Origin of the sequence: Alkalihalobacillus sp. BA299 (genome assembly GCF_017745675.1) — a bacterium.
Classification (GTDB): domain Bacteria; phylum Bacillota; class Bacilli; order Bacillales; family Bacillaceae_F; genus Alkalihalobacterium.
Genome location: NZ_JAFLJM010000016.1, coordinates 1 through 13,859, shown reverse-complemented (window position 1 = coordinate 13,859; position 13,859 = coordinate 1). Strand labels below are relative to the sequence as shown.

Genomic DNA, 13,859 nt, shown 5'->3' with positions numbered 1-13,859 from the left:
CTCTTTAATAGAGTAAAGGTGCCTGACACCCTATTGTACTCATTTATTTATTCGTACGTAACAGTTATTTTTCCAGCTGCTTGTTTCGCTTTTTCTCTTGATGTGTCTACTGTGTCTGATGTATGAAGCACGACGGCCATTCTTCTACCAACTTTCGTTTCTGGTTTCCCGAAGAGACGAACTTGAGTATCGGCCTCACATAACGCTTCCTCTATACCTAGTACTTTATACGATTTACTCTCTTCCCAAGCTTTAATCGTATGGCTTGCACCTGGTGATAGGAGGCGAATTTCTGGGATCGGTAAACCTAAAATAGCACGAACATGTAAGGCAAATTCAGACAGCTGTTGAGTCGCTAATGTTACCATTCCTGTATCGTGAGGGCGAGGAGAAACTTCGCTAAAATAAACTCCATTAGGCGTTAGAAATAGCTCTACCCCAAAAAGACCATAACCACCCAGTGCATCTGTTATCTTCTTAGCGATTTGCTCTGATTCTGTAATTTGCGCTTTTGTCATCTGGTGTGGCTGCCATGATTCAATATAATCCCCGTCTTTTTGAACATGCCCGATTGGTGGACAATAAGCGGTACCTGATATCGAACGAACAGTTAATAATGTTATTTCTGAGTCAAAATGGATAAACTCTTCGACAATGACTCTCTCCTGTTTCCCTCTTCCGCCTTCAATGGCTTCATTCCAAGATTTTTCAATATCATCTAAAGAACGACAAACACTTTGGCCTTTTCCAGAAGAACTCATAATCGGTTTGATAACACAAGGTGTTCCTATTTCTTTTACAGCTTCTTCTAATTCAGATAGGGTATTTGCAAATGCATACTTTGCAGTAGGTAAGCCTAACTCTTCACTCGCTAACCGACGAATTCCTTCACGGTCCATTGTGAGTTGCGTTGCTTTTGCAGTCGGTACAATATGAAATCCTTCTTTTTCTAATTCTACTAATGTATTTGTAGCGATCGCTTCAATTTCAGGAACGATAAAATCAGGACGTTCTTCTTCTATAATTTGTCGCAGTTGCTCACCGTCTAACATATCAATGACATAGGATCTGTGGGCTACTTGCATGGCAGGTGCGTGTTCATAGCGATCCACAGCAACCGTCTCTACTCCAAGCCGTTGGGCCTCAATAACCACTTCTTTTCCTAACTCTCCTGAACCTAATAGCATTATTTTTTTTATGTTTTCTCCATATGGTACACCGAACATTATGTAATTCCCCCTTATTTATTCTACACACGAACATATTAACTTAGAAGTAACGATATTTCAACCAACTAATTAAATAAATACGAACTCTTTTGTTGTTTTATTCAACAAATGTTCGATAATCACCAAATTCCTCTGTTACATCTTTTTAAACCTTCACCTTTTAATATTATCTAAATTTGAAAAAAAAAACTAGCAAGTAGACATGTTCATTAAAACGCCTATTAAATCCAATAAAATAGCAAAAGATAACAGATATCCTTCGATTTTCTCTGGAAAAAGAGGTAAAATAAAGAAGTGATACCATGCATATGAAAGGTGAGTGAATGTACATGTATAACTTAAAAGAAAGTGAAAAAATCTTTGTTTTTACAGGTCCAGATGGTTCAGGGAGGAAAACTGTTGCAAAACTAGTGGGTGCAACCTTCCATATGAACGGTGTTGTTTCTCATACTACGAGAACGAAAAGAAGATATGAAACTGAAGGTGTCGATTACCACTATTTAAGTGAAGCTGACTTTCTAGAAGCTCACCGCAAAGGCGAATTTTTAGAGAAAGTTGAAATTAATGGTTACCTTTACGGAATTAAAGAAAAGGAAATCGAAGAAAAATTCAAGAAAAAAGGCTGTATTTGGGTCGTTCTTAATACAGAGGGCGCTGAAATATTAAAGGAAATGTACGGTGATAAAGTGATTCGTTTCTTTGTCTATGCCGATGAAGAAACGGTAAAAAGACGTCAATATGGCCGTGGTGACTCAGATGAGGTTATTCAAAATCACTTAGACCATTATAACGAAGATATGGCCTATAAAGATAAGTGTGAGTACGCAATTGAAAACTACGAGCTTTCTCATACGACTTTTGAAATTGCAAATATCGTTGAAAAATATTTGGAAAACAACTAATATACACATCATTACTATAAAAGAGCTTGATTCATGTGCAAGCTCTTTTTCTTATGTATAAAGCTTTCAATAATTGTTCTAGCAAGTAACAGCTGACTTTATTCATCATAACAACTAAATTTGTAGGTATACCCTATCAATATCAAGCCGCATTTGGTATGGATATGACGTTAGATATGTTCTATTCAAAATGACTCGTCGCTTTTTCAATCTCTTCGATAAATAACTGATGTGCTTTAGAGTAACCTGGATTTTTCGCCTGAACGAGCGAAAACGGTCTAACAAATTTACGGTTATTAATGTTTAACCTTTTAATCGTTCCTGCTTGCAACTCTTTTCGAACGGTCCACTTTGAAATCATTGCAATTCCTAGCCCTTCTGATACCGCCTCTTTAATTCCTTGGCTACTGCTAAAAATAAACGAATGTTTGACATTTAAGTGTAACTCATTCATAAAACGATCACTGTATGCACGTGTTCCAGAACCACTTTCTCTCCAAATCCAAACTTCCTCCTGTAGCATTTCAGCCTTAACTACTCTAAGCTGAGCCAATGTATGATTAGCTGGAGCAATCACAATCATTTCATCTTCCATGAATGGTTGTACTAAAATATCAGTATTCGTAACCTCCCCTTCTACTAAACCAATATCAAGGTCATTTGCACGAATTCGTTCTATCACTTCTTCTGTATTCCCGACTGTAACTTCTACTTTGACACCGCGATTTTCGTTAGCAAACTGCGCTAATATTCTAGGTAAAATGTATTCTCCAATCGTAAAACTAGCACCAATTTTTATTTTTCCTTGAACAATATTTTTCCGGTCATTCATTTCTTGCTTTGCTTCCTCATAGAGCGTGAGAATTTGTTTCGCTCGAACGTAAAGAATTTCCCCCTCTTCTGTCACTTTCACTTGCTTAGGTGACCGATGAAATAACACTGCACCGAACTCATTTTCTAAATTTCGAATATGTAAACTAACATTCGGTTGTGATAAATTTAATAATTTTGCTGCTTTCGAAAAATGTCGTTGCTCAACAACGGTAACAAAAATACGCAAACCATCAATCGACATGTTTATTCTCCTTACTACAAAGTCCCATTCTTAAGATAAAATTTTTTTATGCAATTAGGTATTTAAACAGGTAGAACTTTTTTTATCGGAGGAAGTTTATTTACTCCAATCGGTACACACATTGGGGAACCCGCAACGGGATCCGAAATAATTTTACACTCTAACCCAAACACATCTCTGAGCATATCTTCTGTAAATACTTGTGTAGGTGTGCCTTGTTGATAAACTGCTCCATCCCGTATACTCACTAAATGATTGGCATATCGTGCCGCTTGGTTTAAATCGTGTAATACCATAACGATCGTACGCCCATACTCTTCATTTAAGTGTTTTAATAACTCTAACACCTCTATTTGATGGGCTAAATCTAAATACGTCGTAGGTTCATCTAATAACAGCAAATCGGTTCCTTGTGCTAATGCCATCCCAATCCAAGCTCTTTGGCGTTGCCCTCCCGATAAAGCATCAAGAGATCTCTCGGCATATGGAGTCATACCTGTTGCTTCAAGTGCCCATTCCACTAGTTCATCATCTTCCGCAGTATTTTTAGAAAAGAGTCCTTTGTGAGGGTGTCGGCCATAAAAGCATAGTTCCTTCACCGTTAAACCTTCTGGTGCTTGTGGTCCTTGTGGTAAAATGGCTAATTTCTTGGCTACCTCTTTCGTTGGCTGCTTTTGAATATCCTCACCATTCAGATAGACAGATCCTTGTTTTGGGTTTAATAATCTTGCAAAGGAACGTAGAATCGTTGATTTCCCGCATCCATTAGAACCTATGAGTACAGTAATTTCCCCTTGAGGAATGGTAAGGTTTAAATCCTCAACAATTAGCATGGATTCATAGCCTAAACTAAGTTGATTTGCATTTAAAATTCCCATCGTTCTTCCCTCCTCAATTAAAAGCTTTTTCTCTCTTTCCGTAAAAGATATAGAAAATAAGGTGCTCCAATAATCGCAATCACAATACCGACGGGGATTTCTTTAGGTGGTATGATCCCCCTTCCAATAGAATCAGCTAATAACACTAACAATGAGCCAATAAGAGCTGAAATTGGGAGCAAATATTTATGTTTAACACCAACAAATTTCCTTGCCATATGTGGAGCAATTAATCCAACAAAACCGATAGACCCTACTGCTGCTACACATGAAGCAGCTAACGCTACAGCAATCATTAACATCAGTAATCTAATTTTCGAAACACTTTCACCAAGATCTTGAGCTACATCATCCCCAAGATTTAGTATATCTAATTTAATAGCCAAAATGATCGTTAAAGGTAACAGGATAACAATCCATGGAAGTACTCCATAAATATGCTCCCAACTTCTAGACCATAAGCTTCCAGTAAGCCATATTAACGCAGCATTTATTTCAAGAGGATATTTGATCATAAAATATTGAATTCCCGCATGGCATAATGCCCCTAATGCAACTCCACCTAAAGCTAATGTCGTTGGTTTAATCCCTTGTTTATATACCATTAAATAGAGGACCAAGGCGACAATCATCGCACCAACAAAAGCAGCAATCGGTAAAACAATAGAAGGTGACTTCGGGAATAAAATTATAACAATGACAGCAGACAGTCCCGCTCCTTTTGTAATCCCGATCACGTCAGGAGATGCTAGTGGATTACGAATAATCCCTTGTAAAATCGTTCCAGAAACAGCTAGACCAGCACCAACAAGGACAGACAACACAATTCTAGGAATCCGATAACTTTCTATAATAAAGGTATCCATATCAGTTCCTAAACCGATTAAAACAGCGAGTACATCGCTCGGTGAAATAAATACTGCACCTATTCCTGTACTTATTATAGATAATCCAATAATTATAATGGGCAAAATGAGAAAAAGCCGCTTAGGAGTAATGATTTTTTTTCTTCTATAATTTGGACTATTATTTTTCATGCTAACTTCTTCCCCCTTCTTATTAAATAAAAAAAGAACGGGGCACCTAATAATGCGGTCACAATTCCAACAGGTGACTCATATGGAAATGCGATAAAACGGGCAATAATATCAGCATAAACTAGTAATATGGCACCAAATAATGCGGAATACGGAAGCACCCAACGATAATCAACACCTACAAGATATCGAGTAATATGCGGAATAATTAATCCTACAAAACCAATCGGGCCTGCAATGGCGACAGATGCACCTGCCAAAATGACTACGATTAAGCCTGATACAAGCCGGATCCAGCCGATTCTTTGCCCTAAACCCTTGGCGACACTCTCTCCAAGGCTTAATATACTTAGCGACCTAGCTAAGAAAAAAGATCCAACCAGTCCAAGAACCGCCCAAGGAAAAATAATTTTTACATCCTGCCAACCCTTACTATCTATGGCTCCGGCTAACCAAAAAAGAACTCCTTCTGTCGTATGTTCATTAAAAATAATTAATCCCTCTGTCAGTGCAGATAAGAAAAAATGAATGGCAATACCTGCCAAAGCTAACTTAATAGGTGTCATTCCACTACCGGATGATCCCAAATAATAAACCATCATCCCTCCCATAACTGCACCTAAAAAAGCAAAATAAACGAAAGTGGATTGAGAGAGGCCAGAAAAAAATACAGTTGCAGCAACAACAATAAATGAAGCACCTGCATTAATTCCAAAAATTTGTGGTGATGCTAGCGGATTTCGAGTGATAGCTTGCATAATCGCTCCTGCGACAGCTAAACTAGCACCAATTATACAGGCAATAATCGCTCTCGGTAAACGTACCGTTTGCACAATCAAGTGCTCTTTTGCTAGTTCACTTACGTAAAAAGATTCAATGACATGGTTAAATTGTACGTCTGACATGCCAATTGATATACTAATCAAGATTCCGATAATGAGAAAGATAATTCCGATGAATAACAGAAGTCCAAAATAAATAAAGCGGCTTCTAGAATGATTGTCTTTGATCATTAGTTTACTTTGAGAAACATTCATATCCTAGCACTTCCTTAGTCAAAACAATGGCTTTTAACACGAAAAGTGAAAAAAGCGGCAAGGGGGGCTTCACCGCTTCTTTCAATTGAATTATTTCTTTTACTGATTGTATAAATGTTCAATCGTATCTTTAACGATTAATTCAGCAGCAATTAGACCACGAAAACGAGACCACTCGTTTTGGTCCACTTCGTACACTTGACCATTTTTTACAGCACTAATTTCCTGCCATAAAGGATTCTTTTCCCACTCGGTTACAATTGTTTCTCCACCAGAAGTCATGAGAAATAAAATATCTGGATTGTGCTCTACTAAAGTTTCTAAATCAATTTTATTCGTAGCATCTTCTACTCCTGATCCTTGTATAGCATTAGTTAATCCTAAAGTTTCAAGTAATGATCCTGTATAAGATGTAGATGAATGAGCATGGAAGCCAGTTTCAGTTACGACAGCTGGCAAGAATGTACGGCTTTCATCTTCAGGAACATTCGACTTAAGCTCTGCCAAAGTTTCTTCATGTTTAGCCATACGTTCATTTGCTTTCTCAGTTTCACCTAAAGCTTCAGCAATTACTGGAAACGCTTCAATATTTTCTTCGTAATTTGCACTTAAGCTCGATAATACAATAGTTGGTGCAATTTTTTTGAATTCTTCATAAGAATCCTTATGACGTTTCAAATCAGCTATGATTAAGTCTGGTTGTAAACTAGCGATAATTTCTAGGCTAGGCTCTTTTCTCGCTCCAGCTGAAGTATAATCCCCAATTTCTTCAGCAATAGGCCCAATAATTCGATCTGAATCTCCATCGTCAGCAATCCCTACTGGACTAATTCCGAGTGAAGCTAATGCATCAACAAACGAGAATTCTAATACGACAACTCGTTGAGGTGTACCCGTAATTTCTGTTTCTCCCAATTCGTGTGTAATGACTCTTGATTCATTTGTCTCTTCTTCGCTGCTTCCCTCAACCTCTTGTGAAGCTTCTTCTGGTTGTTCTGGCTCATTTCCTGCTTCATTATTAGCACCACAGCCAGAAAGAACAAGTAAACTAATGACCATGATTACTATAATATGTAGAAAAAATGGTTTTCTTTTCATGATGTACTCTCTCCTCCCAAATTACATATGTATATTGAAATTCATTCTCAATAATAACCAAAAAAAATATATTATTGCTACTGATAATAATTATCAACGAGAACATACACTATAATACTCTGAGATAGTAATATTGTCAATAGTTTAATAATTTACAGCGGCACATTAAAATGTGCCGCTGTACGAATTAGTTAACTTTACTTGTATTTTCATAATAACGAGCAAGCTCAATTATCATCGCACCCATTCTTTCAAGTTCAGGGACAACGTAATTGTTAATTCCATCTTCTCTGAATGCCTCTGCTGTCACTTTACCAACGGCTACTGGGACTACTTTTTCTATAAAGTATTGTTGTAATTGTTGGTAGCTTCCTTTTTCCTTTGCATAGTTAAAAAGTTGACGAACTTGAATCGCCGTTGTAAAACATACCGCATCTACTTCACCATTCAAAATCTCATGACATAAAGTTGACACTGTCTCTTCATCCGGTGCAATATGGCGGTACGGGAGAATGTGGCTTACAGTTGCTCCTTTTTCTTCTAAAAAACTCGTTAAACGTGGTGCCGTCTCCCCGTGAAGCTGGATCATGACACGCTTACCTGTAAAGTCATAACCAGCTAACGCACGAGATAATCCTTCAGTTGTTCCATCATCATCTTTTGCAATTGGTTCAATCGCAATTTTCTTTAATGCATTGAGTGTTTTATAACCTCTTGCTGCAACCTTTGCATGACGAAGCAGTCCTAGAAAGCTTTCTTCTAAATCATTATGTTTTGCTATATTTAGAAGTGATTCAGTACCTATTCCTGTTGTAAAAATCATCCAATCGGTACCATCTTCAATTAATTGTTTTAATTCTGGTTCAACTTGATCTTCAGCTAAAAAAACAGTACCTTGTAGTGGACGAACAATAGTAGTTCCTCCCTGTTTTTCAATTAGAGTTGCCATCTCCTCTGTTTTCCGTGAAGCTGCTAAGACGATTGTTTTTCCTGCTAATGCATTTCCCATATTATTTACTCCTTTCACTATTCATACTATGAATCTAGTTTACCCTAAAATGGTCAAAAGAATCGAGATTGTTACAACACTTACTAATGTTGTCACTAAAGCAATACTAGAGACGAGCTTTGGCGTAGTGTTGAATTGTAAAGCGTACATTGTTGTCGTTACAGCAGTTGGCATCGCGGTTAATACGATTAGTACTTTTGCAAGTAACGGATCTACAGGAAAAAATAAAATAAAAACAAAAGCAATTAGCGGTGAAATAAGCATTCTTACAGTCGTCCCATAAATCAGACGTTCTTTATTAATCACTTTATCGACCTTTAATTCTGCTAGTTGCATACCTAAAATAAGCATAACTACTGGAATAGTTGCTTGACCAACAAGGTCAACAGCAGAATATAAATTGGCTGGAAAAGGAATACTTAAAAGATTAAATGAAATTGCAATCACCATAGCATAAGTTAACGGCATACCTGAAATCGTTCGGATCGCTGCTTTAAAACCTATGTTGCCACTTGCAGCATAGTATACCCCGAAAAAGTTCATAATAACTGACTGCAAAACCATAAATGAGACAGCATACGTAAAACCTGTTTCACCATAAGCAAACAAAATGATCGGAGCACCATAATTTCCAGCATTCATAAAAGCAGTGGATAAAATTAAGCCACTTTCAACATCTCGTGGATACTTACGAAACTTCGAATACACTTTATTAATAATGATAATGGAAAATAAAAGAATAAGAGAAAACATCGTTATAAACAAGTATTGCTGATCTAACTGAACATCATAAAACGTTTTAAACACTAAGGCAGGGGATAAAATATAAACCGCTAATGTCGAAATCGATTTTATATTCATTTTTTTCCAGCGTTGAACAATAAAACCAGCCATAAAAATTAAAATAGCAGGTAAAACGACATTTACGAAAATCATCAACAGATCTCACTAGTCATACTATTCCACTCCTATTTTTATTTATTAATCTATTTTAATAATCATACATCATTAATGAGGAAACCGAAATATACAGGTACGATAAAATTTATTCACGATTTAATTGATATACTTTCACATAACGACTTACTTACAGGAAACACTATACTAAAATGATAAATCTGGGAGGGTTCATATGTCTACATTATCTGAACCAAAACACAAAACGTTTTGCATTAGTGAATATGACGTGTTACGAAAAGTGATATTATGTGAACCACAACATATGTCTATTCGTGAAGTCATAAATGATACGCAAAAGCATTTTAAAGATGAAGGCATACACATTCAACGTTCATTAAATCAGCATAAACAATTTGTAGAAACATTGTTAAGTCATGGAATTGATGTTGTCCTATTATCGCCGCTTACCCAATTTCCTGAGCAAGTTTTTACACGCGATATCGGCTTTACATTAGGGCAGACGATATTCGTTGCTGAAATGGCGCATGATTTAAGAAAGGGCGAAGAAGAGGTTTTAAAAACATGGCTAAAAAATGAAGAAATTTCTTATTATAATCTTGTCGGTGATCAAATTGAAGGTGGAGATGTGCTAATTGACCAGTCTACCATCTACATTGGCTTAAGTAATCGAACAAATGAAGCCGCAATTAATCATATGCGGAACTTACTTCCACAGTTTGAAGTCGTTACTATTCCTTTTACTGAGAAATTTCTTCATCTCGACTGTGTATTTAATATCCTCTCACCTACCGAGGCGTTAATTTATCCTGAAGCCCTTGCTCAAAATGACATCGATTTTCTTGCATCGCGATATGACCTTATCGAAGTATCAAAAGCAGAACAATTCACACTTGGCACAAACATTTTATCGATTGGCAATAAAAAAATCATAAGCTTACCGATAAACAATCAAGTAAACAAACAACTTAACGATCGGGGATTCGAAGTTATTGAGGTCGACATTTCTGAAATAATAAAGTCAGGGGGCTCTTTTCGGTGCTGCACACTTCCTGTATTGCGTGAGCCACATAGTAATTAGTTAATATATAGTGAAAGTTCATGAATAAAAGTCCCTAAAAAAAGTACCTCAATAATGAGTTAACGAAATCCTCACTACTTTAAATGATTGATCTAATCCACTTTAAAGTATTGCTGTGAGGTTTACGCTTCTATGAGGTACCCTTTTTTACTTTATTACCATTTTTTTATTTACTAATAATTCTTTAAATTGTTGTTTTGGTAATGGTTTGCTATAGTAATACCCTTGAATTTCTTTACAGTTAATTTCCTTTAATGCGTTCAATTGCTCTTCTGTTTCTACCCCTTCAGCTACTACATTCATTTTTAAATTTTGAGCCAAAGTAATAATCGTTTTTGTAATTTCAAAGCTTTCTGTCTCAAAGGGTATACCTGTTACAAATGAACGATCAATTTTTAATGTGTCAATTTTATACTTTCTTAAATAGCTTAGTGAGGAATATCCTGTTCCAAAATCGTCAAGTGCAATTGTAATACCCATACTTTGTAATTTTTTTAGCGTTTCAATAATACAGGGATTATTTTCTAAAACTGCACTTTCTGTAATTTCAATTTCCAACCATACCGGATCAAGTTCATGCCTCTCTAAGGTCGAACGGACCATGTCAACTAAGTCTTTCTTAAGAAATTGTAATACCGAAAAATTAACTGACATTTTAATAGGAGGTAATCCAAGCTTTTGCCAATGTTTATTTTGAGCGCAGGCTCGATCTAATACCCATTCACCAATTGCGATAATTTGTCCATCCTCTTCTGCAATCGGTATAAATTCATTTGGTGGTATAGTACCGAAGCTCGGATGATACCATCTGAGCAACGCTTCTACACCTACAATTTCATCTGTTTGGCTATTAATTCGAGGTTGGAAATGGAGCATAAACTCATCGAACTCTAACGCTTTTCGTAAGTGATTTTTCAACGTAAATATTCGATACTTATTATTATTCATCGATGGTGTATAAATTTCATATTGATTTTTCCCTTGCTCTTTCGATTGGTACATCGCAGCATCTGCGTTCTTCATTAACTTATGCATATTAACCCCACCATTAGGGTACGTGCTGACTCCGATACTGCATGTAATGTACAGCTCAAAATCACCTTTACAAAATGGTTCGTCAAATGCATTTTTTAATTGAAAGGCTAAGTCCTTAACCTCATCTTCACCATGAATTCCTAATTGTAGCAAACCAAATTCATCTCCACCTAAACGAGCAAGTACTTCGACATGTTCAAGTTCCGTAAATAACCTTTGTGCAACTTCACATAATAAGTGGTCACCAATATCATGTCCAAGCGTATCATTAATAAATTTAAATCCATCTAAATCTATAATAAATACAGCAAACTCCTCACCATTTTTTTTTGCCGATTCTACTTCTTGCCTGATTCGTTTTTCAAAATATTTCCGATTACACATTCCTGTTAAGTGGTCATGATAAGCTAAGTATTGTATTAAATTTTGAAACGTTTCTTCACTCTGTTTCATCTTCTGCTCAAGTTCAATTGTTGCTGTAAAATCTTTAGCTAATCCATAAATTCCAATAATGTCTCCTTCAACATGAATAGGAGTAAATGTTACTTCAACATACTTTATTTTTAAACTTTTTTGCTGGATTCGAAAGGTACAATGTTGAATTTCCCCATTTAAAACGAGCTGAAAGTACTCAATAACACTAGCTAAATCTTCCTCTACCACAATTTCTTTGAAGTTTTTTCCTATGACCTCTATAGGTTCAAATTCAGTTAATGTAGAGACACCTTGATTAATTTCAACAATATAACCATATATATCAATCAAAAATAGGGCTTCAGGATAAGTATAAAAAATTTTTTTGTATGGACTGTCTTCATTACGTAAAAAAGTTGTAAGCTTTGATCTTTTTTGTTTCGGCTGCTCCACGGTATCCCCCTTTTGAATTAAACATTATTCTTAGTTTCAATAATACATGGTTCGACACAATCCTTCCATACTCTACCCAAAATTTAAGCTGAATGATTAAACAACCATAATAAACCATTCCCATTCTATTTTTTTGCTAAACAAAGGTACGATTGCTATACTTTGGATAATTAAACAATTTCTGAGGTGAAATATATGAAGTATGCATTCCTATCTGATATCCATGGTAATGCGGTTGCTCTAGAATCTGTTTTAAAGGACATCCACTCACAAAACGTAGATGAAATTTTTGTTTTAGGTGATATCTGTTATCGCGGTCCAGAGCCCAAACGCGCGTTACAACTCGTGCAAGAATTAAATGCAAAAGTCATTAAAGGAAATGCGGATGAGTGGGTTGTTCGAGGTGTTCGACAAGGTGAGGTCCCTGATCATTTGCTTGAAATAATGAATACAGAAAGGGATTGGTGTGTTTCACAGCTTGATGACCAAGACCTTTCATATTTAGAACAACTCCCTACTGACTTAGAAATAACATTACCGAACGGTACGAATATTTACGCCTTTCATGCCACTCCGACAAGCTTATTTGATGTTGTACTCCCAGAAACTGACACAACAATTTTATCTAAAAAAATGATGACATCTAATGAAGCTAATCTATACATCTATGCCCATATTCACTTGCCGTATGTCCGCTATTTTAATGGAAAATGTATTGCAAATTTAGGGAGTGTCGGTTTGCCTTTTGACGGACAACCACTTTCCTCTTATATCATTATTGAAGAAAAAAATGATCAATTTGTCGTATCAATTCAGCGAGTCATCTACGATACAGAAAAGGTCATTAAGCAATATGAGAAAGTACAATATCCAAACCTAGAGATTATGAAGAATGTTGTTTTAAACGGGACAAGTCCTTTTGGTAAGTAATAAATATATTTATAAAACACCAACAGATAACCAACTAACAATACGACTAATCTCGTCACGTTGTTAATTGGTCAAATAGTATTCCTAGTGAAGAAAAAAGGAAAATCTAACATAAATCGAGAATATAGTATTTTACTAAAATTTTAATAGTAACAAAAGAAGGAGTGCTAGAAAAGTGAATATTAAACCAGTAGAAGAAACGATTTTAGGTGCATTAGGGATAGAAGTAACCGAACTAACAGGTGACAAAGTTGTTGCTACTATGCCCGTTCATTCTGCAACCCATCAACCCTTTGGTTTGCTTCATGGTGGGGCGTCTGTTGTATTAGCTGAAACAGTCGCTAGTATGGGAACCTGGAACCTTGTTGATCAAGAAAACGAGATCGCAGTAGGGCTAGAAATTAACGCAAACCACCTTCGTTCGAAAACGGATGGAATTGTGACAGCAGTCGCTACTCCACTTCATAAAGGGCGGACAACAATGGTTTGGGAAATAAAAATTGTCGATGAGGAAGAAAAATTAATATGTATATCACGATGTACAGTTGCTATAAGAAAAGCGAAAGCGGACGTTTAGCGACGTACGGACTGGACTGAACCGCAGGAGATAAAGGAAACACGCAGAGCATAAGCGATGCGATGTTGACTGATATGAACGAAACTGTCAAATACGTACCCCATTTTTTTAATTTCAGCTAAATCTGGGCAACCTTAATAGGAGAAAAGCTACTTAATTTTTCTCCACTTAAACTTTACATGGAGT

At 36.3% G+C, this 13,859-nt stretch carries 13 protein-coding genes; 4 read left to right on the top strand and 9 right to left on the bottom strand.

The features are described 5' to 3' along the window. Positions 1–47: 47 nt before the first annotated feature. Positions 48–1,226 (bottom strand): formate-dependent phosphoribosylglycinamide formyltransferase, encoded by a 1,179-nt coding sequence (purT, locus tag J0N78_RS18795; protein WP_209124664.1) that lies wholly within the window; start codon positions 1,224–1,226, stop codon positions 48–50. Positions 1,227–1,558: 332 nt separating this feature from the next. Here purT and J0N78_RS18790 point away from each other — a divergent pair, with 332 nt between their 5' ends. Continuing rightward, positions 1,559–2,131 carry a guanylate kinase gene (locus tag J0N78_RS18790; protein WP_209124663.1) on the top strand — a complete coding sequence of 191 codons (573 nt, stop codon included), beginning with the start codon at positions 1,559–1,561 and terminating at the stop codon, positions 2,129–2,131. 181 nt (positions 2,132–2,312) lie between these two features. Here J0N78_RS18790 and J0N78_RS18785 read toward each other — a convergent pair whose 3' ends face one another. The 7 genes from J0N78_RS18785 to J0N78_RS18755 form a co-directional block, all read right to left on the bottom strand. Continuing rightward, positions 2,313–3,206, bottom strand: a complete 894-nt coding sequence (locus tag J0N78_RS18785) for a LysR family transcriptional regulator (RefSeq protein ID WP_209124662.1) — start codon at positions 3,204–3,206, stop codon at positions 2,313–2,315. 62 nt (positions 3,207–3,268) lie between these two features. Further along, positions 3,269–4,084 (bottom strand): ABC transporter ATP-binding protein, encoded by an 816-nt coding sequence (locus J0N78_RS18780; protein ID WP_209124661.1) that lies wholly within the window; start codon positions 4,082–4,084, stop codon positions 3,269–3,271. A 17-nt stretch (positions 4,085–4,101) separates the two neighbouring features. Beyond that, entirely contained in the window at positions 4,102–5,121 is a 1,020-nt protein-coding gene (locus J0N78_RS18775) for a FecCD family ABC transporter permease (protein WP_209124660.1), read from the bottom strand. Next, positions 5,118–6,158 carry a FecCD family ABC transporter permease gene (locus tag J0N78_RS18770; RefSeq protein ID WP_374193932.1) on the bottom strand — a complete coding sequence of 347 codons (1,041 nt, stop codon included), beginning with the start codon at positions 6,156–6,158 and terminating at the stop codon, positions 5,118–5,120. The genes J0N78_RS18775 and J0N78_RS18770 overlap by 4 nt, the downstream gene beginning before the upstream one ends. 99 nt (positions 6,159–6,257) lie before the next feature. After that, entirely contained in the window at positions 6,258–7,256 is a 999-nt protein-coding gene (locus tag J0N78_RS18765; RefSeq protein ID WP_209124659.1) for an ABC transporter substrate-binding protein, read from the bottom strand. Between the two features lie 187 nt (positions 7,257–7,443). Further along, on the bottom strand, positions 7,444–8,265 hold the full coding sequence (locus J0N78_RS18760; protein WP_209124658.1) for a uroporphyrinogen-III synthase: 822 nt from the start codon (positions 8,263–8,265) through the stop codon (positions 7,444–7,446). Between the two features lie 39 nt (positions 8,266–8,304). Then, the gene (locus tag J0N78_RS18755; protein ID WP_307794975.1) at positions 8,305–9,201 is read right to left on the bottom strand and encodes an AEC family transporter; all 897 of its coding nucleotides are present in this window, start codon (positions 9,199–9,201) and stop codon (positions 8,305–8,307) included. A 196-nt stretch (positions 9,202–9,397) separates the two neighbouring features. Between J0N78_RS18755 and J0N78_RS18750 the strand changes: the two genes are divergently transcribed. Further along, complete coding sequence (locus tag J0N78_RS18750) at positions 9,398–10,264, top strand: dimethylarginine dimethylaminohydrolase family protein (RefSeq protein WP_209124656.1); 867 nt, start codon at positions 9,398–9,400, stop codon at positions 10,262–10,264. Between the two features lie 147 nt (positions 10,265–10,411). Here J0N78_RS18750 and J0N78_RS26410 read toward each other — a convergent pair whose 3' ends face one another. Further along, on the bottom strand, positions 10,412–12,166 hold the full coding sequence (locus J0N78_RS26410; RefSeq protein ID WP_209124655.1) for a bifunctional diguanylate cyclase/phosphodiesterase: 1,755 nt from the start codon (positions 12,164–12,166) through the stop codon (positions 10,412–10,414). A gap of 195 nt (positions 12,167–12,361) precedes the next feature. On the opposite strand from J0N78_RS26410, the gene J0N78_RS18740 reads away from it, so the two are divergent. Beyond that, positions 12,362–13,096 carry a metallophosphoesterase family protein gene (locus J0N78_RS18740; RefSeq protein ID WP_209124654.1) on the top strand — a complete coding sequence of 245 codons (735 nt, stop codon included), beginning with the start codon at positions 12,362–12,364 and terminating at the stop codon, positions 13,094–13,096. A 175-nt stretch (positions 13,097–13,271) separates the two neighbouring features. Then, on the top strand, positions 13,272–13,673 hold the full coding sequence (locus J0N78_RS18735) for a hotdog fold thioesterase (RefSeq protein WP_209124653.1): 402 nt from the start codon (positions 13,272–13,274) through the stop codon (positions 13,671–13,673). The last annotated feature ends 186 nt before the right edge of the window (positions 13,674–13,859 follow it).